This is a genomic window from Rhizobiaceae bacterium (assembly GCA_023953835.1).
GTDB lineage: Bacteria > Pseudomonadota > Alphaproteobacteria > Rhizobiales > Rhizobiaceae > Mesorhizobium_G.
In genome coordinates, this window is record JAMLJB010000001.1 from 2597386 (window position 1) to 2622463 (window position 25078).

Genomic DNA, 25078 nt, shown 5'->3' on the forward strand with positions numbered 1-25078 from the left:
TTATAGTGCATTCTAATAGACGGATTGTTTGAACGGCCCGTCAAGAGGCCGATCAACGAGGGGACGATATGGCACTGGATTGGGACAAGCTACGCGTGTTTCACGCCGCAGCGGAAGCGGGGTCGTTCACCCACGCCGCTGAGACGTTGAAACTGTCGCAGTCCGCCATTTCCCGGCAGGTCAGTGCGCTTGAACACGATGTCGGCGTGCCGCTCTTCAACCGGCATGCGCGCGGACTGGTGCTCACGGAGCAGGGCGAATTGCTGTTCCGCACGGCGCACGACGTGCTGATGAAGCTCGAAAGCATCAAGTCGCGGCTCAGCGAGACCAAGGACCGCCCCTCCGGGCTTCTCAAGGTCACGACCACGGTCGGGCTCGGCGCCGGATGGCTCACGGAGCGGATGCCGGAATTTCTGGAAATGTACCCGGAAATGCAGGTGCAGCTCATTCTGGCCAATGAGGAACTCGATCTCACCATGCGGCAGGCCGATTGCGCGATCAGGCTGCGCCAGCCGCAACAGCCGGACCTCATCCAGCGGCGGCTTTTCACGGTGCACTTCCATCTCTACGCGTCCGCCGCCTATGTCAACAAGCATGGCAAGCCGGAATCCATCGACGATCTCAAGAACCACCGGATCGTTACATTCGGCGTGCCGGTTCCGCCGCATCTGTCCGAACTGAACTGGCTTGAGACGGTGGGTGATTTCGACAGCGGGCAGCGCACCGCGACACTTCAGATCAACGATGTCATTTCGATCAAGCGCGCGGTGCAGGCGGGGGCGGGGATCGCCATGCTGCCAGACTATGTCGCCAGCAGGGAGGCGGGATTGGTCCAGCTTCTGCAACAGACGGAAGTGCCTTCCTTCGACACTTATTTCGCCTACCCGGAAGCCATGAAGAATCAGGCCAAGCTCAACGTTTTCCGGGATTTTGTGATCAGCAAAGCGCGAAACTGGTCCTATTGACCGCGATTTGCACTGACGTTACGTAAGCGCTCTGAGGGTACGCCTAAGAAATAGGCACGACTAATTTCCGTGCAACCCTCATTGCCCGGCTAATAGATCAAATGTACTGGTACTAACGAGCGGCGAAGTTGATTGTGCCACAGCCAATCGGTTTTTGCATAAAAGCGATGCAAAATCGATGCTTGATAAAGAAGCATTCAGCGCTCATATATCGGTCATCTCCTGAGCGCGTTCCTCCTCCCATTAGCGCTCGGTGAGTGTTCCCCTCTGGAGGTTGGCCCTAACAGGCACTTCCAACAAACTCAGCCGGATCAACTGATCCGGCTTTTTTGTTGGCTTTTGCGGGAACGGCGGGCGTGTACGCATCACGACCCAAGTCTGCGCCACCACGAAGGCCGGCGGCACCAGAATCCACAGCGCCTTGATGAAGTCCGACGACGCGCGGAACGTGCTGAAAAAATCCTGCCAGAAACTGTAGCTGTCCATCCGTGCCCCCCGCGCTTTGGATGGTCACCGAGGGGCTTCCCCATGCCCCAAGCACGCCCCTCTGGTGACCGGGAGGCTAGAAAGCCGCAAGAAGACGGCTGCCACGGCCTTTGGTTCAGGGAACCTGTTGTATAGCCGTGGCCCTCCCGGCCCTGAAGGACAGGAATTGCCGTTTCGGTCGACATAACCGCTTCTTGAGGGACTTCTAGATCCCGGGCCCGACCGGATGGCCGAACCCGGCGCGACCATATTCCATCATATGCTAAAATAGAAGCGGGATTTTGGATGAGGGATCGGGCAGCGCCAGCTCGCCCCCGATCACATATAGAGCGTCGCGGGGTCCATGCCCTTGTAGAGATGCGCGACCTGATCGCCGTAGCCGTTGAAGAGCAGGGTCGGCACAAGTTCGCCGGTGTGCAAAACACGTTCGCGCGCCTGGCTCCAGCGCGGATGCGGCACTTTGGGGTTCACATTGGCCCAGAAGCCGTATTCGCTCGGCTGGATCGCTTCCCACAGGCCGACCGGGCGTTCCTCCACGAAGGTGATCTTGCGGATCGACTTGATAGACTTGAATCCGTATTTCCACGGCAGCGCAAGACGCAGCGGCGCGCCGAACTGCTTGGCCAGAGGCTTGTCATATGCGCCGGTCACGATGAACGGCAGTTCGTTCATGGCTTCATCCACGGTCACGCCCTCGATATAGGGCCACGGGTAGAGGAAATTGTTCTGGCCGGGCGCCATGTCGGGATCGAGGAAAGTCTCGAACCGCACGAATTTCGCGGAAGATTGCGGCTCCACCGCCTGAACCAGCGATTTGAGCGGAAAGCCTGCCCATGGAATGGTCATGGACCATGCTTCGACGCAGCGGTGGCGATAAAGCCGGGTTTCAAGCGGGAATTTCCGCACCAGATCGTCAAATTCCAGCGTCATGGGCTTGCCCACCAGACCGCCGATTTCCACCTGCCATGGCCGGGTCTTGAGCTGCTGCGCCTCGGAGGCGATTTCCTTGTAGGTGCCGTATTCGTAGAAATTGTTGTAGTTCGCGTTGATCTCCTCCGGCGTAACGCTGCGGTCGAGCTTGAAAGCCGTGTTCGGCTTCGCAGGATAGAGGTCTGCGGTCGGGTCCGTCTCCGCGCGTGCCGGGCGCGGCAGCAACGCGGCGCTCAGGCCAAGACCCATGCCCGCCAGAATGGTGCGCCGGTTCAGGAATACGGATTCCGGCGTCGCGAGGCGCTCGGGAAGAGCCCAATCCGGGCGGCGGTGGATGGCTGTCATGGCAAATCTCCTGCGCGTCGCAATCCAATATATTCTTCTTCGCGCTCCACCCGTCAAACGTTACAGATGGCCGGGAATTTCCCGGCCATCAACCGATTGTGTCTTTATGACTCCATGACCTAAGCCGCCTTGCCGGAGGCGTTCATCACCTCGTCGGCCAGCCGCCCGGTGAGTTCGGCCATGTGGTCGAATGTGGCGCGGTAGCTGGCGACGCCTGCCGTCGCGGAGCGCAGTTCGATGATGAGGTCGCCGATTTCCGATTGCGGCATGGTGGCTTCCACCACGTCCCATCCGGGCCAGCCCTCGCGCCCGTCATAGCCCAATATCTGCCCGCGCCGCTGCGGCACCAGCGCGGTGATCTTCGCGGTGGCGTCGGAAGGCGTGAAGATCTCGACCTTCATGATCGGCTCCAGCAGCACCGGGCCGCAGGCTGCCATGCCTTCCTTCATGGCAAGCTTCGCCGCCATCTGGAAGGCCATGTCCGAGGAATCGACGGTGTGATACGAGCCGTCCTGAAGGTTTACGGCGATGTCCACCACCGGGAAGCCGAGCGGGCCGGATTTCAGATAGTCCCGCACGCCGGTCTCGACGGACGGGATGTACTGGCGCGGCACCACGCCGCCCGTGATGGTCTCGGTGAACTGGAAACCGCTGCCGCGCGGCAGCGGCTTGATGTCCAGCACCACGTCGCCGAACTGCCCATGGCCGCCCGACTGCTTCTTGTGGCGACCGCGCTGGGTTACGGATTTGCGAATCGTCTCGCGATAGGGCACCGAGGGGTTGCGGCTTTCGATCGGTATCTGGTTGCGGCCTTCCAGCCGCTCGCGCGCCACCCGCAGGTGCATTTCGCCATGGCCGGACAGGATCGTCTCGCCCGTGTCCTGATTGTGCTCCAGCGACAGCGAGGGGTCCTCGTCGGCAAGGCGATGGATCGCCGCCGACATCTTCACCTCGTCCTTGCGCTCCTTCGGCCTCAGCGCAAACGCATAGACCGGCTGCGGCGGGACCAGTTTCACCAGTGGCTCCATGCCGGATCTGGAAGAGGTCAGCGTCTGCCCGGTCATGGCGTCGTCCAGCTTTCCGAGCGCAACCGTGTCGCCGGTGGACGCGGCGGAGGTCTTGACCTGGGCCGTGCCGAGCAAGCTGTACATGCCGGAGATTTTGACCGGATTGCCGCCCGGCAGATACAGTTCCGCGCCGTCCGCCAGCGTTCCCGCCAGCACGCGCGATACCGACAGCTTGCCGCCATGCGGCGTGTGGATGGTCTTCATCACCTGCACCACTGTGCCGGCCTTGTCGGGAACACCGAGCCGTCGCGCCGTCGCGCCGACATCCGGCGCATCGTGGCGGATCGATTTCAGCAGGCGCAACACGCCATTGCCCTTTTCCGCCGTGCCGATGAAAACAGGCGTCACCGCCCCGTCGCGCAGGTCGGCGGCGAGATCGTCGAACACCTCGTCGGCGGGCGGCTCCTTGTCTTCAAGCAATTGTTCCATGAGCACATCGTCGTGGTCGGCCAGCGTTTCCAGCATCTGGAAGCGCGCTTCAAGCTCGCGCGCCTTCTCGTCGCCCGGAATTTCGGTGATTTCGCTCTCGGCGAACTCGCGCCAGACATAGGCGCGCTCCAGCGCGAGGTCGATCGAGCCGATCACGTTGCCGTCCTTGCGCAAGGGAATCTGCCGCAGCATCAGCGGTCGCGCGCTGGCCGGCTGCAACAGCTTGAGCACATCGCGCACGCCGCCGGCAGTGCGGTCGATCTTGTTCAGGAACAGGATGCGCGGCACGCCGAGTTCATCCAGCCTGCGCATGACAAGCTGAAGGGCGGGGATTTTCTTTTCGTCGGCCTCCGCCACCACGACCGCGACGTCGCAGGCGGCGACGATGGGCTCGGATTCGTAGGCGAACTCGATGGAGCCGGGGCAGTCGATGAATGTCAGGCTCTCACCCATGAATGTGGTCGTGGCGACGGTCGCCTCGACGCTCATGGCGTGACCTTTGGCTTCTGCGCTGTGGTCAGCGACCGTATTGCCCGAGCCGATTGCGTTCTGCCGCTGAACGGCCCCGGTGCGGGCCAGAATTGCTTCGAGCAGGGTGGACTTTCCGCTTGCAAAGGGACCGACAATGGCAACGCATTTCGGCCCCGTTCGCCTTCCTCCGGCGCGATTTCCCATGATTGACCTCCACTCAATCGTTTGCTGAGCGGCGGCCATTCCAGCCCTCAGGCCCTAAGGCCGTCGCATGGCGGATGCTCCTCCAGCACCGGCCATGAGGTCATCGTACATCGTAGCGGAACAAGGGCAAGGGGGAGTGTGCCCCCTAAACCAGAGATGCGGTGAAGCGCTGGATGCGAATGCAGGCTTCTTCGAGCAGCTTTTCCGATGTCGCGTAGGAGATTCGGAAGTTGGGGCCGAGGCCGAAGGCGGTGCCGAACACCACGGCGACGCCTTCCGTTTCCAGAAGCTGCGAGCAGAACGTTTCGTCGCTGTCGATGACCGTGCCGCCCGGCGTCTTCTTGCCGATCAGCTTCGCGCAGGACGGATAGACATAGAATGCGCCCTCGGGCGTCGGACATTCGACGCCGCGCGCCTGGTTGAGCATCGACACGACAAGGTCGCGGCGCGCCTGGAAAATCGCCTTGTTCTTCTGCACGAAATCCTGCGGGCCGTTCAGGGCTTCGACCGACGCCCATTGCGCGATGGTGCAGGCGCCCGACGTCTGCTGGCCCTGGATCATGTCCATCGCCTTGATCAGTTCCAGCGGACCGGCGGCATAGCCGATGCGCCAGCCGGTCATGGCATAAGCCTTTGACACGCCGTTCATGGTCAGTGTGCGCTCATACAGCTTCGGCTCGACCTCGGCGATGGTGCGGAAAACGAAGTCGCCATAGGTGAGGTGCTCGTAGATGTCGTCGGTGAGCACCCAGACATGCGGATGCCGCAGCAGCACATCGGCGAGTGCACGAAGCTCCGCCTCCGTATAGGCCGCGCCGGAGGGGTTGGACGGCGAGTTGAGCATCAGCCATTTGGTGCGCGGCGTGATCGCCTTTTCGAGCGCCTCGGCGCCGAGCTTGAAGCCGTTGTCGATGCCGGTGGGCGCAAAGACCGGCGTACCGCCGCAAAGCGCCACCATTTCCGGGTAGCTGACCCAGTAGGGCGAGGGAATGACGACCTCGTCGCCGGGATTGACCGTCGCCATCAAGGCGTTGAACAGGATCTGCTTGCCGCCCGTGCCGACGATGGTCTGTGCGGGCTTGTAGTCGAGATTGTTCTCGCGCCTGAACTTGGCGGCGATGGCCTCGCGCAGGGGAACGATGCCGGAAACGGGCGGATATTTTGTCTCGCCGCGCCGGATCGCGTCGATGGCGGCGTTCTTCACATTGTCCGGCGTGTCGAAATCCGGCTCGCCCGCGCCCAGGCCGATAATGTCGCGCCCGGCGTTTTTCAGTTCGCGCGCCTTCTGGGTGACCGCGATGGTCGCGGAGGGTTTCACCCGCGAAAGGGCGTCTGCGAGAAAGGCCATGTTGACGGCTCCGTTAGGACAAAAAAGCGCTGCTTCTATTGTCCCGCCGATGCGTGATTGCAAGCATCGGAATGTGGGGAAGTGAAAATCTGCGGACTCAAATTAACGCCCGGTCAAACCTGTGGCGCTAGTGTCACGCGCGAAATTTGACTGGCGAGGTGTTAATTGGCGCGAAGCCTGGCCCTTTCTCATCTGGTTCGAGCGGAAGACCGCACCTGGTTCGGCGTATGGGGGCCTTACCAGTTGCGCAGCGCATTCCAGCCCATATTCGCATTTTCCGGCGGCAGGCTGACGCCCTATGCGTTCGAGGGGCTGATCCGCCCGGCGCGCAATGGCGAGCAGCTTTCGCCGGCTGCCTTTTTTGCCACCTTTGCCGCCGTCGAGCGGTTCCACGTCGAAACGCTGACCCGCAACCTGCACCTCCTGAACGCCGCGCAATGCCTCGGCGAGCAGCATTCGATCTTCGTCAACTTCGATCCGAGCGTGTTTGCCGAGGCGTCGCTGGCCGACAGCGCGCTGCGCGACATGCGGCTGGTGCTGCACGAGGCGAAAATCGACCCGAAGCGCATCGTTTGCGAGGTGACGGAAAACGAATTCGCCTCCGACGAAACGTTCAAGGGACTGGTGACGGCGCTGCGCGACCACGGCTTCCGCATCGCGGTGGACGACTATGGCGCAGACGATTCCGATATGAGCCGCATACAGGACCTGTCGCCCGACATCGTGAAGTTCGACGCCTTCTGGATCACCCGGCTGATGGACACCACCGCAGGCGTCGCGCTGCTCAAGGCGATGGTGGGTGAGTTCGAGAATCGCGGAATCAAGACCCTGTTCGAAGGGCTGGAAGAGCCGTGGCAGGTGGAGGTCGCGGAAGCCTGCGGCGTGTCGATGGCGCAGGGCTATGCGTTGGGCCGTCCGCAGACCGTTCCGGCCAATTTCGATACGTTCGACCTTGCCCCGTTCGACCATGAAGCCGCCGCCGACGAGGCCGCGACGCCCGACGGCGCGGAGGCCGCCGCATCGGCACGCGCCGGTCGCGGAAGGGTGTTCGGCCGCCGCATCCGCAAGCACAGATAGGAACCGGCGTGAGTGCGATCCTGACCGACGAGATCGGTATCGAATTTGCCTTGCTCGGAAAATTCCGGGCACGCGCGCGCTATCGCCCGGTCTACCGGCTGGACCGCGGGCTGCTGCATCCGGTGGCGGTGCAGGGCGAAATGGCGACGATGCACAATGGCGTGGACATCGAGCCGCAGGCCATGCTGGGCAACGATCCTTCGCCCGCCGCGCGGCAAGCGATGGACCTGCTGGCGATGACGCTGATCGTGCGTAACCATCACCGCAGCGACGCCGACGCTCTGGCCCTGTATCTCGACTTTCCGGGCGGACCCTCGCGGGCGATTTCGCTGGAAGCGCTCGACGAACTCGCGGCGCCGACTATGGATGCGGGGCGAATCACCGTTTTCGTGGAGGGCGGCGAGAGCCTGCCCGACGCGATATCCGCCCGGTTGAAGGAGAGGGGATACAAGGTCGGCTTGGTGGCCGGGTTCGGCGACCCCGCCCTTGCCGACAACATCGCGCTCACCGCGCCGCATGTGGTGCGCATTGCCGGCGAATGGGTGGAGAAGGCGGCGGAAAATCCGGCGCTGGCGTCGCTGCTTGCCCGGTTTGTCGGTTCCTGCCGGGACGCTGCTGCCGAAGTGATGTTTTGCGGCATCGACAATCCGGTGCGGGCAGCGGCTGCGCCCGGACTTGGCGCCACGCTGTTCAGCGGCGATGCGCTCAGCCTTTCGCTGCCGGCGGGCGCGGCAATGAACCTTTCGCCGGTGCCGCTTTCCACGCTCACAGCGCGCGCGCAGAACATCGTGCCGTTTGCACGGCGCAGGCGACCGGGCTAAGATAACCGAACAAAGCTTTGCCGCGTTTTGGAACGACGTTGCGTTCCGGCAGTCAGGCGGAGGTGATCTTCATGTTGAAACTGTTGGGCACAGTGGCGTTGCTCGTGGTTGCCACGGGTCAGGCGCAGGCAATTACCCGGTATCAGACCATGAGCATGACCTGCGCGCAGGTGCAGGCCGCGCTCAAGCGGGACGGCGTGGCGATCCTTCGGTGGCAATCGAAACGAACGCCGGGCCTTCCGCTCTATGGACGCTATGTCAGCGACGGGCGCTATTGCGATCGCGGCGAGGTGATCGATCTGGATTCCGTGCCGACCGCCGACAAGCGCAGTTGCACGGTGAAGCAATGCGTGCGCTCCGACAATGATGAACGCCTCTGGCTCTACGCGCCCTGAGTTGAGCTAGAAGGCGAACGCCGCCTGGGCGGGCGGCGGCGGGCCGACATGCACACCCTCCAGAGCAAGCAGCATTTCCTTGGTGCGCGACCCGCCGGGCGCTGAAAATCCGCCGATCTTGCCGCCCGCCGCCAGAATGCGATGGCACGGCACGATGATGGGCACGGGATTCTGGCCGAGCGCCTGTCCGGTCTGCTGGGCCATGCCGGGATGTCCGGCGGCAGCGGCCAGCCCGCCATAGGTGGTGGTTTCGCCGAATTGCAGCCTGCGCGCGGCCTCGTAAATGGCCAGCCGGAACGCATCTACGTCTGCCAGATCGACCTCGACGCCAGAGAAATCGACCGTTTCGCCCGCCGTATAGCGCTTCAGCAGCGCGACGGTGGCGGCAATGGCCGGCGGAAGATCGCCCGCCGCCACGAAAGCGCCATGCCGCGACAGTCTGGCTTCGATTGCGCCGCGCTCGCGCTGGGGCGTGCAAAGCCGGGCGATGCCGGCGGTGCGCCAGGCGATGCCCATGAAGCCGAGCGCTGTTTCAAAGATATGATGGGACATGGCCGCATCCTTCAAATTATTTGCATTCTAGCATGATTTTTCGCGCGTACAAAACAGGAACAAATGGGCGTTTCACAGCTTGTTTTCATAGTGGGCATGCGACAAAAGCGACACCCGTTTCCTGCCGGAGGTTGCCCACGGCGATCACCTCATGTAATGGGCGATTGAACAACGGAGCAGGACCGCTTGCAGCAACTGCGGATTTTCATTTTGCCTGCGATGCTTGCCGCCTGTGGCGGCCTTGCGGGCTGCACGACAGATGGCGGCACAGCGAGCCTGGCCGACGCCGCCCCGACAGTTTCGCCCGCCGATCCGGCCCTGCCGGAAATGGTGGCGGCGCTTCCTGAATCGAATCCCACCAGTGACGGTCTCGACCTTGGGCAGCGCAGCCTCGCCGCCGATGTCGAGCAGGGCGCTTCGCTGCCGTCCGCCTATTCCGGCGGGACGGTTTCCAACCCGGCGGCCGCCGCCGCGCTATCCCAGCCTGCGCTGGCGACAGGCGGACAGCCGCCCGTGCTGCTGGCTTCCGCCGATGACGGGCTCGATCCCGGCGGGCTGGCGCTGCGCATGCGGCCTGAGCCGGTGGACGCACCCGTCGGCAAGTTTGGCCCGGACGGCGCGGTCGCCGCGCGCAGCCCCGAACTCGACAGCCTTATCAAGAGCTATTCCGAGCACTACGAAGTGCCGGAATCGCTGGTGCGCCGCGTGGCAAGGCGCGAGAGCCGCTTCAATCCGCAGGCGCGCAACGGCCCGTATTGGGGCCTGATGCAGATCAGCCATGCGACCGCGCGCGGCATGGGCTATCTGGGCGAGGCCAGCGGCCTGCTCGATGCCGAAACCAACCTGAAATATGCCGTCCGCTACCTGCGCGGGGCCTATATGGTGGCCAGGGGGAACGAGGAGGTCGCCGACCAGCTCTACCAGCGCGGCTATTATTTTGACGCCAAGCGCATGGGCCTGCTGGACGAAACCGGGCTCGGCACCGACCGCAAGCGCAGCCGGTTCTGACCGGAGGAAGCGCCGGGAACCAGAGGCGCAAATCGGGGTTTTCCTTGAGGAAGGGAGACCCACGATGCATTCCAAGCTTCTTTCATTTGGAGATCACGGGCGCACCTTTGCGCTGGTCCTGGAACCGGGCGAGGAAGCCTTCGGCGCAATCCGCGCCTTTGCGGTGCGTGAGGACATAGACGGCGCGCAACTGTCCGCCATCGGCGCGTTTTCAAGCGCGGTAGTGGGCTTCTTCGACTTCGCGCGAAAAGACTACGCGCGCATTCCCGTCGATGAGCAATGCGAGGTGCTGTCGGCGCTGGGCGACATCGCCCTTGGCGATGACGAAATGCCCAGCCTGCACCTGCACGTGGTGCTCGGCCTGTCGGACGGCTCCTGCAAGGGCGGGCATCTGCTGGAAGCGCATGTGAACCCCACGCTGGAGGTCATCATCACCGAAAGCCCACGCGTCCTGCGCCGGAGGAAGCGCGAAGGGCTGGGGGTCGCGCTGCTGGATTTGGGGTAGTGTATCCGGATTTGTCCTCTTGGCGCCCAGCCTCGGCTAAAATCGCTTTGCAATCTCCGCAACAGATTTGGGGCTCGCCTTTTCGGTCTGATTCCCACTTCTGAAATATACCTCATCTCCTACACTAGAGACCTCTTTCTGAGGGGGAACTGTTATAATAATTATTCCAAGCCCAAAATATTCATTCATATCAATATTAGAAAGAACATCATTCTTGAGGCCATCCGACAATTTTGAATTTGATATTCTATCTCTAATAGCTTTTAGATACGCTTCGTTTGAAATATTTAGCGCCTTTGCCTCACGATATACACCAACCACATCCCGATTGTTAACAGATACGGGCTTAATATTGTCTATTTCCACAATTTTCTCAGTGTGTCTTTCTTGATCTGATACTCCAATCACGATTTTTCCGGAGGATTGTGGGCCGATGTTTGCAATTCCACAGATCGTATTTATAATTCGATCTATCGCGCGGTTATCGATAGTGCGATCCTTTGAATCTAGGCGCACAATTCCTTGCTTCAATTCATAATTTGGAAGTTCAACCATGGACCTACGTATAATATTGTCAATATCTACAACGCTATGGTCGTTATATATATCATTTATAATTCCATCGGTTTTTGGCTTATAAAATCTTGATATTATAAGTCCTTTTACAGCATCTATATTCTTTCTTCTTTCGTCTGGAGAAGTAGCTTTCCTTCCTGTCTCCAATCTATCAACAATATTTCCTAGAGAAGAAGCCATTCCTTTGTAATCAGCAATCCTGAGCCCATCTTTTATAATTAGCTCATGTATCGCAGTAAATATAACTGCGAAGACACTTGGATAGGCATTTGTCGTGTTTTTAGAAAAAATAATAGAGCGCAATTTTCGCCCAGCAGCGTCCGTAATTTTGGCAATTTCTGCTATACAGAATTTGAACTCATCGGACAATTTTTTGACCCCATATGCGCCTAGCGCAGCCTCAATCCGCGCAGATTCGTCATTTGTTTTATCGTAGATTTGGTCGAGAGCTTCTTTTGAACGATCGATGGGTTCAGCGCTAATTGCAGTTGCTGCGATATCAGCGACGCATTGTTCATCTAAGCTATCTCGTAAGTCAGTTGATCTCAAGACGCCCTGGTTGACCCAAAATACATCTTCCGCTTCAACGGCGTATCCGTGCTTGGACTTTGGAAGATTGATACTGATTGCCGGCATGTCAAAAAGATTTACCAAGTTTTGTGAAACGTCCCCACGAATTTCACATGAGATATCGCGTACAAACTTAGAGAATTCTGTTTCTACGCCAGCTTGACGGCGCTCTTGATCGCTTAGCCGGTGTCCATATGTATTGATTCTATCGAATACATCTGCGATCTCAGAATCAGTAGCGTTTCTCATAATAGATACCGGTAGAACATAATCAAGTATCGTCGATACGTCCTTTGAGTTTATGTAAGTTGCCTTTTCATCAATAACGAATTTATCTGCGTTTAGCTTTGCGGTCGTGAAATCTTCAACGTTAAATTTCTTTCCTTCAGCATCAGGGAATCCATGCTCAATGAATGAAACGATGCTGTGTAGCCGTTGAAGACCATCAATTATCTCGTAGATTCCGGCCGAATCCGCTCTCTCCGCAAGTAATACTGCAGGGATCGGATATTTTCGGATCAGGGAATCAATGAGTTTTTGCTTTTCTTCGAGCGTCCAAACCAATTTTCGTTGATAGCGCCGGTTTACTTGTAGCTTGGAATCCCGATACCAACTGTAAATCGTCTGGACTGACGTCGGTTGAGAAGCTAATTCTGCCATGTCTCTCTCGCGGGGTAACCTATCTATCGGTTAATAGCATTGCCCGCATAACAACTCTAGATAGCACATTGGCTGTATCGTCGTTGTCGTTAAGTGAATCGGCTCTCAGAAATATTCCTGCAACCTCCGCACCTCAAGGCTCCCGGCCTTGAGCGCGGCGATTGCTTCGGCGGCGGCTGCGGCGCCGGCAAGCGTCGTGTAGTACGGCACCTTCTGCATCAGCGTTGCGCGGCGCAGCGACTTGGAGTCCGAGACGGCTTTCTGGCCGTCGGTGGTGTTGAACACCAGATGCACCTGCCGGTTGCGGATCGCGTCCTCGATATGCGGACGGCCTTCCAGCACCTTGTTGATCTTTTCGGCGGCCACGCCGTGTTCCGCGAGGAAGCGCTGCGTGCCGCTCGTCGCCAGCACCTTGAAGCCGAGGTCGGCAAGGCGCTTGATGGCGGGCAATATGCCATTCTTGTCCTCGTCGCGTACGGAGACGAACACCGTGCCCGAGCGGGGCAGGTCGATGCCTGCGCCAAGCTGGCTCTTGGCGAAGGCCAGCGCGAAGTCGGTGTCGAGGCCCATGACCTCGCCCGTCGATTTCATCTCCGGGCCGAGCAGCGTGTCCACGCCGGGGAAGCGCGCGAAGGGGAACACGGCTTCCTTCACCGCTATGTGCTTGAGCGCTGTGGCGTCGACCTTCTTGCCGTAATGGGCGAAGGCCGCGTCGAGCGTTTCGCCCGACATGATGCGCGCGGCGATTTTTGCAATCGGGCGGCCGATCGCCTTGGCGACGAAGGGCACGGTGCGGCTGGCGCGCGGGTTCACTTCCAGCACGTAGATCTGGCCGTCCTTGATGGCGAACTGGACGTTCATCAGGCCGCCGACCTTGAGCGCCAGCGCCATTGCCTTGGCCTGCCGCTCAAGCTCGGCCACGGTTTCGGTGTCGAGCGTGTAGGCCGGCAGCGAGCAGGCGGAATCGCCGGAATGGATGCCCGCTTCCTCAATGTGCTGCATTACGCCCGCGACATAGTTCGACTTGCCGTCCGACAGGCAGTCCACATCGACCTCGATGGCCCCCGACAAATAGGAGTCGAACAGAAGCGGGTTCTTGCCGAGCAGCGTGTTGATCTGGCCGGTCTTGTCGTTCGGGTATTTCTGCTTGATGTCCTCCGGCACAAGGCCCGGCACCGTGTCCAGCAGGTAGGACTGCAACTGGCTCTCGTCGTTGATGATCTGCATGGCGCGCCCGCCAAGCACATAAGAAGGGCGCACGACCAGCGGAAAGCCCAGTTCGCTCGCCACCGTGCGCGCCTGCTCGACGGAATAGGCGATGCCGTTCTTCGGCTGGGTGAGGCCGAGCCTGTTGAGCAGCTTCTGGAAACGGTCGCGGTCTTCCGCGAGGTCGATGGCGTCGGGCGAGGTGCCGAGGATCGGTATGCCCGCCTTTTCCAGCGCGTCGGCAAGCTTGAGCGGGGTCTGCCCGCCAAACTGGACGATGACGCCGTGCAGCGTGCCTTTCGCCTGTTCCACGCGCAGGATTTCCAGCACGTCCTCCGCCGTCAGCGGCTCGAAATAGAGCCGGTCGGAGGTGTCGTAGTCGGTCGACACCGTCTCCGGGTTGCAGTTGACCATGATCGCTTCATAGTCCGCCTCGCGCAGCGCAAAGGCCGCGTGGCAGCAGCAATAGTCGAACTCGATGCCCTGGCCGATGCGGTTCGGCCCGCCGCCCAGGATGACGACCTTTTTGCGGTCGCTCACCTGCGCCTCGTCGTCCAGCGCGCCCGCGAAGGGCACCTCATAGGTCGAGTACATATAGGCGGTGGGGGAGGCGAACTCGGCGGCGCAGGTGTCGATGCGCTTGTAGACCGGATGCACGTCGAGCTTCTGGCGCGCGGCGCGCACCGTGTCGGCGTCGCCTCCGGTCAGCGAACCGAGGCGCGCGTCGGAAAAACCCATCGCCTTCAGCATGCGCAGGTTCGCGGCGTCACGCGGCAGGCCGTGCTCGCGTATGCGTGCTTCCATGGCGATGATGCCCGCGATCTGTTCGAGGAACCACGGGTCGATGCGGCACATCTGGTGCACGTCCTCCAGCGAGGTGCCCATGCGCAGAGCCTGCGCCACCATGCGCAGCCGGTCGGGCGTCGGCGTGCCGAGTGCGGCGCGGATCGCGTTCTTGTCCTCGCCCGATTCAAGGCCGGGAATCTCGATTTCGTCGAGGCCGGTCAGCCCCGTTTCCAGCCCGCGCAGGGCCTTTTGCAGGGATTCCTGGAAGGTGCGCCCGATGGCCATGACCTCGCCGACCGACTTCATGGCGGTGGTCAGCACCGGCTCCGCGCCGGGGAACTTCTCGAAGGCGAAGCGCGGGATCTTCGTCACCACATAGTCGATGGACGGCTCGAAGCTGGCGGGCGTTGCGCCGCCTGTAATGTCGTTTTCCAGTTCGTCCAGCGTGTAGCCGACCGCGAGCTTGGCCGCGATCTTGGCGATGGGGAAGCCGGTCGCCTTGGAGGCCAGCGCCGAGGAGCGCGACACGCGCGGGTTCATCTCGATGACGACGAGGCGTCCGTCGGCGGGGTTGACCGCGAACTGCACGTTCGAGCCGCCGGTTTCGACGCCGATCTCGCGCAGCACCGCAATCGAGGCGTTGCGCATGATCTGGTATTCCTTGTCGGTCAGCGTCAGCGCGGGCGCAACCGTGATGGAATCGCCCGTATGCACGCCCATCGGGTCGATGTTTTCGATGGAGCACACGATGATGCAATTGTCCGCCTTGTCTCGGACGACCTCCATCTCGAATTCCTTCCAGCCGAGCACGCTTTCCTCGATCAGCACTTCCGTGGTGGGCGAGGCGTCCAGCCCCGCCTGCACGATGTCGAAGAACTCGGCGCGGTTGTAGGCGATGCCGCCGCCCGTGCCGCCCAGCGTGAAGGAGGGGCGGATGATCGCCGGCAGGCCGACATGGTCCAGCGCCTGTGCGGCGACGGCCATGGCATGCGCCATGTAGCGCTGCTTGCGGTCCGTCTCGCCAAGGTTCCAGCGGGTTTCGAGCGCATCGAGCGCGGCGTCGAGGTCCGCCGGGTTTTCCGCCTTGAGCTTGGCGCGCCCGGATTCGTGGGTCTTGCGGTCGGCGTCCTTCACCTCCGTCGCGTTGGCCAGCATGGAGCGCGGCGTCTCCAGCCCGATCCTCGCCATCGCCTCGCGGAACAGCGCGCGATCCTCGGCCATGTCGATTGCGGCTGCGTCCGCGCCGATCATCTCGACATTGTAGCGCTCCAGCACGCCCATACGCCGCAGCGACAGCGCCGTGTTCAGCGCGGTCTGGCCGCCCATCGTCGGCAGCAGTGCGTTAGGCCGCTCGCGCGCGATGATCTTGGCGACGACTTCCGGCGTGATCGGCTCGATATAGGTCGCATCGGCCAGTTCCGGGTCGGTCATGATCGTCGCCGGGTTGGAGTTGACCAGGATGACGCGGTAGCCTTCCTCGCGCAGCGCCTTGCAGGCCTGCGTGCCTGAATAGTCGAACTCGCATGCCTGACCGATGACGATCGGTCCCGCGCCGATGATCAGGATGGACTTGATGTCGGTGCGTTTTGGCATGCGGTCATCCGTGTGTGCGGCTTGCGCGAAACGGCGGCGCGGGATGAGGCCGGCCGGCGCGCAGGCAATATTCTATTATCAGGCTAGGCGCGCCTTATAGGGGAGGAGTCGCGGCGTGGGAAGGCCGCAAATGCGCTTTTCCGTGAATGGTTTGTCGCGCTATTGGGCCGGTTCCTGCGCCTCGCCTTCCGCGGGGTCCGGCTCCTCGATTCCGGCGGTGGCCGGATCGAGCAGATAGCGCGCGGGCGCCCAACCCATCAGCTTCGGATCGTCAACATATTGCACCTTGCACCAGTTCGTGCCCTGCACATCCGAACAGCCCAGGTTTTTCAGCATCGCACCGTTTTCGAACCGGGCGATGATCAGCCCGCCCGCCGAGGCCGTGGCGCGCATGTTCAAAAGGTCGCTCGGCGCCACGCCGCCCACCTCGAACACCGGGATTTCAGTCATGTTGCCGGCATCCTGCGCGCCGGCGGCGACGGGCAGGAGGGCGGGGATCAGAAAGGGCAGGGCGCGAAGATGTGTCATGGTGAATCGAACAACTCAGGATTGCACGCATGATGGAGGCAGTTCCAGACCGTTTTTTGGTGGAGGGTGAGATAGTGCCGCTTGTTCGGTTTCCGAGGGTCGGATCCCGCCCCTCATCCGCCTGCCGGCACCTTCTCCCACAAGGGGAGAAGGAAGACGGCAACCACGTCTCGCACTTTCTGCGACGTCGGTGACTGAGGCCGGCGTTACTGACATTCCCTTCTCCCCCTGTGGGAGAAGGTGCCGGCAGGCGGATGAGGGGTGGCGCGAGCGCGGTTATTGAAAGAAGAAATCGAACAGCAGCTTGACGTTGAGCAGCGCGATCACGATTGCGATGGCCATCGCGGCGGCGGTGAGCCAGCGTGGCGCGACGAGCGCGCCCATCTTGGCCTTTGAGGCTGTGAAGAAAACCAGCGGGAACACGGCAAAGGACAGTTGGAGCGACAGCACCACCTGCGTCAGGATCAGCAGGTGGGCGGTGCCCTGATCGCCGTACCAGATGGTGACGCCAGCCGCCGGCACGATGGCGATGGCACGCGTGATGAGGCGTCGCATCCATGGCCGCAGCCGGATGTTGAGGAAACCTTCCATCACGATCTGGCCGGCAAGCGTGGCCGTCACCGTCGAGTTCAGGCCGCAGCACAAAAGCGCGATGCCGAACAGGGCGGGTGCGATGGCCGCGCCGAGCAGCGGCGACAGCAGCGCATGCGCTTCGCCAAGCTCCACGATCTCCGTGTTGCCGGTGTTGTGAAACGCGGCGGCGGCGAGAATCAGGATCGAGGAATTCACCAGCAGCGCGAACATCAGCGCGACCGTTGAATCGATGGTGGCGAATTTCAGCGCCTCGCGCTTTTCCTCGACCGATTTACCGTAGGCGCGGGTCTGCACGATGCCCGAATGCAGGTAGAGGTTGTGCGGCATGACGGTCGCGCCCAGAATGCCGAGCGCAAGGTAGAGCATCTGCGGGTTGGTGACGATTTCCGTGGTGGGCGCGAAGCCCCGCACCACGTCACCCCAGTTCGGATCGGCCAGCGCGATCTGCACCGCAAAGCACACGGCGATGACGCCAAGCAGCGTGATGATGAACGCCTCGACGAAGCGGAATCCGAGTTTTTGCAGGTATAGGATCAGGAACACGTCCAGCGCCGTGACGATGACGCCGATTTCCAGCGGCAGGCCGAACAGGAGATTCAGGCCGATGGCGGTGCCGATGACTTCGGCGATGTCGGTCGCGACAATGGCGATTTCCGCCAGTGCCCAAAGGGCGATGGCGACCGGGGCCGGATAGGCGTCGCGGCAGGCCTGCGCCAGGTCGCGGCCCGAACCGATGGCCAGCCGGGCGCACAGCGCCTGCAGGATGATCGCCATGATGTTCGACACCAGCGCCACGACCAGCAGCGTGTAGCCGAACTGCGCGCCGCCCGCGATTGAGGTCGCCCAGTTGCCGGGGTCCATGTAGCCGACGGCGACCAGATAGCCCGGCCCGACGAAGGCAAGCGCGCGCTTCCAGCCGGGTCCGCCCCGGGAGACGGGAACGGTGCCGTGAACGTCGGACAGGGACGCCTCGCCGCGCGGCTTTATCCAGCCGCGGATGTCATTGGAGTCGGTGTTGACGGAAGCATCCATGGAGCGCACTGAAATTTTCGCAATTGCAAATCATTCTCAACAATAGCCATTTGCAAACGATTTGCAAGAGGGGTGGAACGCAGTTGGCTGGAATCCGTTTACGGCCTGCCGCCGTGCGGGCGGTGCAGTTGGAGGAACACCATGAAAACCGCGACCAAAGCACAGAGTGCGGCAGGCAAATCGGCAGCCGCAGGGTTGAAACGCAGTGCGAAGAAAGAAGAACGCAAGGTGGAGGGCGAAACCGGCAGGCCGCTCAAGAAGGGTGAAAAGCGCTTCGAGGAGCGCTCGAAAAGTTCGGACGGCAAGAGCGCCGGAACCAAGCAGCGATAGTCTTCAAGATGTAGAAAAAATGTGACTTCAACCGGCGATTGCGTTAACGCTTGGGTTGAAGGGCTGGAGCGGCCTGGCCGCCGGGAATGAGGGAAAGTGCATGCGCTGGAGAGGCCGTCGCCAGAGCGACAATGTGGAAGACATCAGAGGACAGGGCGGCGGCTTCGGCATGCCGGGCGGCGGCGGACGCATCCGCATCCCGATCGGCGGCGGTGCAGGCGGTGGCGGCCTGTCCGGCATCATCATCCTCGTCGTGCTGTTCTTCGCGCTGCGCGCCTGCGGCATAGACCCGCTTCAGGTCTTGACAGGCGATGGCGGCGGGTTTGGGCCGGACGCGCAGATGACCGAGGTAGACGAAGGCGGCCAGCCTGCCGCCACGGATGAAATGAAGCAGTTCGTCTCGACCGTGCTGGCGGAAACGGAAGACACCTGGTCGGGTATCTTCAAGGCCGAGGGAGAGACCTACACTGACCCGAAGCTCGTGCTGTTCAGCGGGCAGGTGCGCTCGGCCTGCGGCTTTGCCTCTGCCGCGTCTGGGCCGTTCTACTGCCCGAACGATCAGAAGGTCTATCTCGACACGGCCTTCTTCAAGCAACTCTCGCAGCAGTTCGGGGCATCGGGCGATTTCGCCCAGGCCTACGTCATCGCGCATGAGGTGGGACACCACGTCCAGAACCTCATCGGCGTGCTGCCCAAGTTCAACCAGATGCGCCAGCAAATGAGCGAGGCGGAGGCGAACGCGATGTCCGTACGCGTCGAATTGCAGGCGGATTGCTTCGCCGGTGTCTGGGGGCACTACACCGCGCAGAAGGGTATCCTCGACAAGGGCGATCCCGAAGAAGCGCTCAACGCCGCCCAGCAGATCGGCGACGATACGTTGCAGAAGCGCATGCAGGGCTATGTCGTGCCGGAGAGCTTCAACCACGGTACCTCGCAGCAACGCCAGACATGGTTCGCGCGCGGCTTCAACAGCGGCAAGCTGTCCGACTGCGATACGTTCAACAATCCGGTTTAGACGCTGGTTCTCACCCCAATTTTGACAAGGAAGGGGCGCCGGTGAATATCGTCCTTCTCCCCCTGTGGGAGAAGGTGCCGGCAGGTGGATGAGGGGTCGCGCGAACGCCGATCAGCGTTCGGCGAGTGCCGCTTCGCCGCGGCGTTCGCGGATGAGATTGACGAAGCGGCGGAAGAGATAGTGTGAATCCTGCGGGCCGGGGGAGGCTTCCGGGTGATGCTGCACGGAAAACACCGGCTTGCCGGTGACCGACAATCCGCAATTCGACCCGTCGAACAGCGAAATGTGAGTCTCTTCAACGCCTTCGGGCAGGGACTTCGAATCCACCGCGAAGCCGTGATTCATGGACACGATCTCCACCTTGCCGGTGGTGTGGTCCTTGACGGGGTGGTTTGCCCCGTGATGGCCCTGATGCATTTTCTCGGTCTTGCCGCCGAGCGCCAGCGCCAGCATCTGGTGCCCGAGACAGATGCCGAAGATGGGCAGATCCGTCTTGAGCAGATCCTGGATGACCGGCACGGCATATTCGCCCGTCGCGGCGGGGTCGCCGGGACCGTTCGACAGGAACACGCCATCGGGCTGCATGGCGAGAATGTCGTCGGCGGACGTGTTCGCCGAAACGACCGTGACCTTCGCCCCGAGACCGGAGAGCAGGCGCAGGATGTTGCGCTTCACGCCGTAGTCCACCGCCACGACATGCATGGTGGGCGCATCCTGCTCGCCATAGCCCTTGTTCCATTCCCACGGCGTCTGGTTCCAGCCTAACGACTGGCCGGAGGTGACTTCTTTGGCAAGGTCGAGCCCGACGAGCCCCGACCACGCGGCGGCCCGCCGGCGCAAATCCGCGACGTCGAACACGCCGTCGGGCGAATAGGCGATCGCCGCGTTGGGCGCGCCGTTGCGCCGGATTGCGGCGGTCAGCGCGCGGGTGTCGATGCCGCTGATGGCGATGATGCCGCGCTTCTTCAACCATTGGTCGAAATGCGCATGGGAGCGGTAGTTCGAGGGATCGGTGATCGACGCCTTGAACACCGCGCCCACCGCACCGGCGCGGGCAGCGGGGTTGAGGTCTTCGATGTCTTCATCGTTCGCGCCGACATTTCCGATGTGCGGAAAGGTGAAGGTGACGATCTGGCCCGCATAGGAAGGGTCCGTCAGTATTTCCTGATAGCCGGTCAGGGCGGTGTTGAAGCAGACTTCCGCGACGGTGCTGCCCGTGGCGCCGAGGCCGCGCCCCTCGATCACGGTGCCGTCCGCAAGGACCAGAAGCGCTGTCGGCTTGTCGATTGTCCAGGGCGCAGTCGCCATCGTCGTCATTCCCGTTCGGGCGCGGGCCGTCACTTGCAAGAGAGGGCCGGAAGCGCCATATCACGCAGCGAAACGCGCGCGGTGCCAATTTGGCCCGCCGCAAGACGCTGCTCATATCCCGTAAGCTGCGGAAAATAGGTCAATGGCGGGTGCCGGTCAATGCCGGACCTGTCGTTTCCCGGATTATTTTCATCAATGAAAACAACTGCTTGTGAAAGCGTTGCGGATTGCGTTGGATGGGTCGGGCAGCTATGGTTGGAAAAAGTTGACAGGAGTAATGACCATGCGCGACCAGATCGCAGAAGCGCTCAAGGCCGCCCTCAAGACGCAGGACAAGCGGCGGATCGGCACGTTGCGCCTTATCCAGGCGGCAATTCAGGATCGTGACATCGCGCATCGCGGCACGGGCAAGGACCCGGTGAGCGATGAGGAAATCCTGCAGATCCTGAGCAAGATGGTGAAGCAGCGCGAGGAGTCGGCGAAAGCCTTCGAGCAGGGCGGCCGCGCGGAGCTTGCCGCGCAGGAGCGCGACGAAATCGAGATCATCAAGGACTTCCTGCCACGGCAGCTTGGAGAAGACGCCGTGCACCAGGCCTGCCGTGAGGTGATCAGCGAGATCGGCGCGGACGGCCTGCGCGACATGGGCAAGTGCATGGCGGTCCTGAAGGAGAAGTATCCGGGCCAGATGGATTTCGGCAAGGCCAGCGGCCTTGTGAAAGACATGCTGAAATAGGCAGGTCACGGCTCGCGCGCGGAGGCGCGCGGGCCGGGCCGAAATTGAATTTCGGAGGCCGCCGGTATATATGATGGGCGCTATGGCCGAGGTTCGAACCGACATCATTCCCGCCGCGTTTCCCGAGTTGCGAAAGCTCGTGTGGAATCGCGATCCGGCGCAGCCGCTCGCGGCTGAAGAGGCGTTTGCGCTGTATGATCGCAACTGGCGTTTTGTCGATCAGCAAGCGCTCACGGAGCGCGAGACGATTCTCATCAAGGACCTGGGTCATCAATTCGGGCATGGCTTCGGATTGATCTGATCGGATTTCCGTTCCTTTTCGAATATGCTCTTGTCGCGATGAACAAGCTGGCAAAATCGGGACAAGTCGATGCCGTTTCGCAGAGCTGAGCATCAGATCATCGCGGACCTGCTTCAGGGAATGAACGGGCCGTTTCTCGATGAAGGCAAGTGCTTCTTCGGAGGCGGCACGGCAATCGTGCTGCTGTTCGGCGAATACCGACGTTCGCTCGATGTCGATTTCCTTTGTTCGAGTACGGAAGGTTTTCGCACCGTCCGCGACGCCGTGACCGGACACAGGGCACGCGCGCTCTTTCCGGCACAGGCGCAGTTCGCGCGCGAGCCGAGACTGGACCAGTATGGCATTCGGCTTTTCGTTATCTACCGCGACCTGTCGATCAAGTTCGAGATCGTCAAGGAAGCGCGGATTTCGCTGGAAGGGCGGTTCGACCCGTCATTGGGCGTGCCGGTGCTGAGCTTGCAGGACATGTTTGCCGAAAAACTACTGGCGAATGCCGACCGCTGCCAGGACCGCAGCGTGGGCTATCGGGACGCGCTCGACCTTGGAAGGCTGGTCGAGGCGCACGGCGAAATACCGTCCGAATCCCTTGAAAAGGCGACCCGTGCCTATGGCGCGGACATAGAACGCAAATTGCATTGGGTATTGCACAGGCTGAAGGATGAATCCGAGCTTCGGGATGCGGCGGCGAAGCTCGATATGAATGCCGGGGATGCAGTCCGGGCGATTCAGCATTTGCGCATCGCCTGTGGTCGCATCTGGCCATCCGTGTTCTAGGCGAGGCGGTTCAACCCGCTTTCAGGCGCGAGCCGCCCAGCATGCCAAGCTCTTCCAGCACAGGATAGGCCATCGAGGCCAGCAGCGAATTGATCTGCTTGAGGTCGCGGATCGTGTCGAGATGGATGGTGCTAGTCTCGACGCTCTTCGACGTGCCTTCGCGCAGCCGGTTGAAATGGCTGGCGTTGGCCTGCTTCTCAAGGTCGCGCAGCCGGTCCTTCTCAAGCACGAGCTGGCGCGCGGATTCCGCATCGCGCGACACGAGGATGTTGAAGGCAAGTCGCGCATTGGCGAGCACGGCGGCGTAGAAATCGCGCAATTCCTTCCAGCCCTGCTCGGTGAATTCCAGTCTGTGCTCGGCCTTCTTGCGCACATGCACCAGCATGTTGCGCACGATGATGTCGCCGACCTGCTCAAGCTTGACGCAGGCGCCGAGCAGTTCCTCGCAGCGCAGCGTCTCGTCCTGGGAAAGGTCGCGGGTGGTGAGCTTGGCGAGATAGAGCTTGATCGCCTGATGCTTGCGGTCCACGCGGTCGTCCAGCGCAGCCAGCGACTTCATCTTCTCCTCGTCAGGGTGTTCGTAAAGCTCGAAAATCCGCTGCAACATGATCTCGACCAGTTCGCACAGCCGCACGACCTCGCGCGTGGCGTTTCCGAGCGCCTGCATGGGCGAATCGAGCGCACCCTCGTTCAGCACATTGAGTTCGATCACGGCGGGGTCGTCGGCTTCCGGCTTGACTCCCGCGGTGGCGATGCGCTCCGCGATGCGATAGACCCCCGCCGCCACGATCATGCCCACGGTTGCGAGCGCGACATTGAACGCGATGTGCCAGTTGAGCATCGCGGCTGTCGGCGTTGCGCCCAGCCGTTCGAATGGCGGGGCGAAAAGGATAATGGCGATGAGTGCGATGATCGCGCCCGCGCCGCGCATGATCAGATTGCCAATCGGCACGATGCGCGAGCGGGGCGGCGAGGCGCGCGACAGCATCACGGCGATGACCGCGCCGCCGATATTGGCCCCCAGCACCAGCACCACGCCAAGGTCGAGTGGAATGAGCTGGCGTTGTGCGAGCGCGGCGAACAGCAGGATCGCGGCCACGCTGGAGTGGAACAGCCATGTCATGATGGCCGCGACGATGAAGGCGGTGATCGGGTCGCCGGCCAGATATTGCACGATGATCGGAAGGAGCGCGCTGTCGCGCAGCGGCTCGGACGCCTCGCCGATGAGGCGCAGCGACAGGATCAGCAGGCCGATGCCGATCAGGATGCGCCCGATCTGGAGAAGGTCGCGCCGTTCGGTGGTCATGAACAGGACGGTTCCCGTCACGAGACAGAGCGGCGACAGGAAGCTGAGATTGAAACTCAGCAGCTTGGCGATCAGGGCCGAGCCGATATCCGCGCCGAGCGCGGCAAGCAGGCCCGACGTGCCGCCGACAATTCCGGAGCCGACGAACGCTCCGACGATCAGCGCGACGGCGGTGGCGCTTTGCAGGCAGATGGCGAGCAGGCCGCCGGCGCCCACGGCCAGAAGCGGGTTCTTGAGAATGCCGCGCAGGCGATGGCGCAGCAGGTCCCCATAGGCGCGCTCGACGCCCGTGCGCACCATCCGCGTGGCGAAAAGCAACAGCGCAACAGCCCCCGCCAGATGAATGAGCACAACGGAACCGCTCAAGCTTTCCTCCTGTCGGCGGACAGGGAGCCCGGCGATTGTGTCGGAATTGTCTCTCTATTTGCTCGGTAAAGAATCATGATCCGCCAATTGATAGCATATTAGCCGGATAATCTTCCAATCCGGTTAAAGATGCAAAGGCTGGAGCAAAAAGGCGTAGAGGCCAAGCCGTCGATCGACTTTATCTGCGCAAGCTAACATTGCGAAATCATTACATAAATGTAATTCTCCGTTCAGTTTCGGTTCATTCGGGGGCGGCTAGCTTTCTCGTGTCAACAACGAGGAAACCTCTCCATGAAACGCTTCGTTCTCTCTGCTTTGGCCGCAACCATGCTCGCCCTTCCGGCGGTGTCAGCGCAGGCTGCTCCCGTCAATTCGCAGCCGATTGTGGTTGCGGATATGAAACACGGCCCCGTCGTCAAGAGAAAGGTGGAACGCGAAGTGGTTCGCAAGGACCGATTTGGCCGCGAGATCGTGGTCAAGCGCACCACCACCACGACGCGCTGGGTGCGCGGTCACCGGGTGCCGTACTGGCAGCGGCAGAATGTGGTGCGCGACTATCGCTACCACGGGCTGCGTCGTCCGGGACCGGGCCAGCAGTGGGTGAAGGTCAACAATGACTATCTGCTGATCGCCGCCGCTTCCGGTGTCATCGCAGGCGTCATCGCTGCGAATTGAGTGGCGCCCGTACCCCTCATCCGCCTGCCGGCACCTTCTCCCACAAGGGGAGAAGGACGGAATTCCCGGCGTCGCGTTCGTTCTGCAGCGTCGGATGGTTGAAGCCAGCGTGAATGACAGTT

23 protein-coding genes are annotated in these 25078 nt (G+C 61.5%); 12 read left to right on the forward strand and 11 right to left on the reverse strand.

The features are described from left to right. Positions 1-68 precede the first annotated feature (68 nt). Positions 69-965: a LysR family transcriptional regulator gene (locus tag M9924_12285; GenBank protein MCO5065176.1), complete on the forward strand. Its 897-nt coding sequence runs from the start codon at positions 69-71 to the stop codon at positions 963-965. Between the two features lie 243 nt (positions 966-1208). Here M9924_12285 and M9924_12290 read toward each other — a convergent pair whose 3' ends face one another. The 4 genes from M9924_12290 to M9924_12305 form a co-directional block, all read right to left on the reverse strand. Beyond that, positions 1209-1451: a hypothetical protein gene (locus M9924_12290; protein MCO5065177.1), complete on the reverse strand. Its 243-nt coding sequence runs from the start codon at positions 1449-1451 to the stop codon at positions 1209-1211. 318 nt (positions 1452-1769) lie between these two features. Continuing rightward, positions 1770-2726, reverse strand: a complete 957-nt coding sequence (gene msrP / locus M9924_12295) for a protein-methionine-sulfoxide reductase catalytic subunit MsrP (GenBank protein ID MCO5065178.1) — start codon at positions 2724-2726, stop codon at positions 1770-1772. Between the two features lie 119 nt (positions 2727-2845). Then, positions 2846-4897, reverse strand: a complete 2052-nt coding sequence (locus tag M9924_12300) for an elongation factor G (protein ID MCO5065179.1) — start codon at positions 4895-4897, stop codon at positions 2846-2848. Between the two features lie 145 nt (positions 4898-5042). After that, entirely contained in the window at positions 5043-6245 is a 1203-nt protein-coding gene (locus M9924_12305) for a pyridoxal phosphate-dependent aminotransferase (protein MCO5065180.1), read from the reverse strand. A 165-nt stretch (positions 6246-6410) separates the two neighbouring features. Here M9924_12305 and M9924_12310 point away from each other — a divergent pair, with 165 nt between their 5' ends. The 3 genes from M9924_12310 (at position 6411) to M9924_12320 (ending at position 8538) form a co-directional block, all read left to right on the forward strand. Next, entirely contained in the window at positions 6411-7322 is a 912-nt protein-coding gene (locus M9924_12310; protein ID MCO5065181.1) for an EAL domain-containing protein, read from the forward strand. 8 nt (positions 7323-7330) lie between these two features. Beyond that, positions 7331-8143 (forward strand): hypothetical protein, encoded by an 813-nt coding sequence (locus M9924_12315; GenBank protein MCO5065182.1) that lies wholly within the window; start codon positions 7331-7333, stop codon positions 8141-8143. 71 nt (positions 8144-8214) lie between these two features. Next, on the forward strand, positions 8215-8538 hold the full coding sequence (locus M9924_12320; GenBank protein MCO5065183.1) for a hypothetical protein: 324 nt from the start codon (positions 8215-8217) through the stop codon (positions 8536-8538). Between the two features lie 6 nt (positions 8539-8544). On the opposite strand, the gene M9924_12325 is transcribed toward M9924_12320, so the two are convergent. After that, entirely contained in the window at positions 8545-9090 is a 546-nt protein-coding gene (locus tag M9924_12325; GenBank protein ID MCO5065184.1) for a methylated-DNA--[protein]-cysteine S-methyltransferase, read from the reverse strand. A 186-nt stretch (positions 9091-9276) separates the two neighbouring features. On the opposite strand from M9924_12325, the gene M9924_12330 reads away from it, so the two are divergent. Continuing rightward, a complete protein-coding gene (locus M9924_12330; GenBank protein MCO5065185.1) occupies positions 9277-10098 on the forward strand; it encodes a lytic transglycosylase domain-containing protein in 822 nt (273 codons plus the stop codon). Between the two features lie 64 nt (positions 10099-10162). Beyond that, entirely contained in the window at positions 10163-10603 is a 441-nt protein-coding gene (locus M9924_12335) for a DNA-binding protein (GenBank protein MCO5065186.1), read from the forward strand. 36 nt (positions 10604-10639) lie between these two features. Here M9924_12335 and M9924_12340 read toward each other — a convergent pair whose 3' ends face one another. From M9924_12340 to M9924_12355, 4 genes are all read right to left on the reverse strand, one after another. Further along, a complete protein-coding gene (locus M9924_12340) occupies positions 10640-12409 on the reverse strand; it encodes a DUF262 domain-containing protein (protein ID MCO5065187.1) in 1770 nt (589 codons plus the stop codon). Positions 12410-12514: 105 nt separating this feature from the next. Then, positions 12515-15994, reverse strand: a complete 3480-nt coding sequence (carB, locus tag M9924_12345; protein MCO5065188.1) for a carbamoyl-phosphate synthase large subunit — start codon at positions 15992-15994, stop codon at positions 12515-12517. A 159-nt stretch (positions 15995-16153) separates the two neighbouring features. Further along, positions 16154-16522, reverse strand: coding sequence for an SH3 domain-containing protein (locus tag M9924_12350; protein MCO5065189.1), 369 nt, complete (start codon positions 16520-16522; stop codon positions 16154-16156). A 276-nt stretch (positions 16523-16798) separates the two neighbouring features. Then, on the reverse strand, positions 16799-18148 hold the full coding sequence (locus tag M9924_12355; GenBank protein MCO5065190.1) for an Nramp family divalent metal transporter: 1350 nt from the start codon (positions 18146-18148) through the stop codon (positions 16799-16801). Between the two features lie 141 nt (positions 18149-18289). Here M9924_12355 and M9924_12360 point away from each other — a divergent pair, with 141 nt between their 5' ends. Together M9924_12360 and M9924_12365 are read left to right on the forward strand one after the other, a co-directional pair. Continuing rightward, positions 18290-18478 (forward strand): hypothetical protein, encoded by a 189-nt coding sequence (locus tag M9924_12360; GenBank protein MCO5065191.1) that lies wholly within the window; start codon positions 18290-18292, stop codon positions 18476-18478. A 100-nt stretch (positions 18479-18578) separates the two neighbouring features. Beyond that, positions 18579-19493, forward strand: a complete 915-nt coding sequence (locus M9924_12365; protein MCO5065192.1) for a zinc metallopeptidase — start codon at positions 18579-18581, stop codon at positions 19491-19493. A 111-nt stretch (positions 19494-19604) separates the two neighbouring features. On the opposite strand, the gene carA is transcribed toward M9924_12365, so the two are convergent. Then, positions 19605-20810 (reverse strand): glutamine-hydrolyzing carbamoyl-phosphate synthase small subunit, encoded by a 1206-nt coding sequence (gene carA, locus M9924_12370; protein ID MCO5065193.1) that lies wholly within the window; start codon positions 20808-20810, stop codon positions 19605-19607. Between the two features lie 274 nt (positions 20811-21084). Here carA and M9924_12375 point away from each other — a divergent pair, with 274 nt between their 5' ends. The 3 genes from M9924_12375 (at position 21085) to M9924_12385 (ending at position 22609) form a co-directional block, all read left to right on the forward strand. Continuing rightward, positions 21085-21534: a GatB/YqeY domain-containing protein gene (locus M9924_12375; protein ID MCO5065194.1), complete on the forward strand. Its 450-nt coding sequence runs from the start codon at positions 21085-21087 to the stop codon at positions 21532-21534. A gap of 82 nt (positions 21535-21616) precedes the next feature. Beyond that, the gene (locus tag M9924_12380; protein ID MCO5065195.1) at positions 21617-21835 is read left to right on the forward strand and encodes a hypothetical protein; all 219 of its coding nucleotides are present in this window, start codon (positions 21617-21619) and stop codon (positions 21833-21835) included. Between the two features lie 69 nt (positions 21836-21904). Beyond that, the gene (locus tag M9924_12385) at positions 21905-22609 is read left to right on the forward strand and encodes a nucleotidyl transferase AbiEii/AbiGii toxin family protein (GenBank protein ID MCO5065196.1); all 705 of its coding nucleotides are present in this window, start codon (positions 21905-21907) and stop codon (positions 22607-22609) included. Positions 22610-22619: 10 nt separating this feature from the next. Here M9924_12385 and M9924_12390 read toward each other — a convergent pair whose 3' ends face one another. Then, positions 22620-24281 carry a Na/Pi cotransporter family protein gene (locus M9924_12390; GenBank protein MCO5065197.1) on the reverse strand — a complete coding sequence of 554 codons (1662 nt, stop codon included), beginning with the start codon at positions 24279-24281 and terminating at the stop codon, positions 22620-22622. 291 nt (positions 24282-24572) lie between these two features. Here M9924_12390 and M9924_12395 point away from each other — a divergent pair, with 291 nt between their 5' ends. Then, the gene (locus tag M9924_12395) at positions 24573-24956 is read left to right on the forward strand and encodes an RcnB family protein (GenBank protein MCO5065198.1); all 384 of its coding nucleotides are present in this window, start codon (positions 24573-24575) and stop codon (positions 24954-24956) included. Positions 24957-25078: the final 122 nt, after the last annotated feature.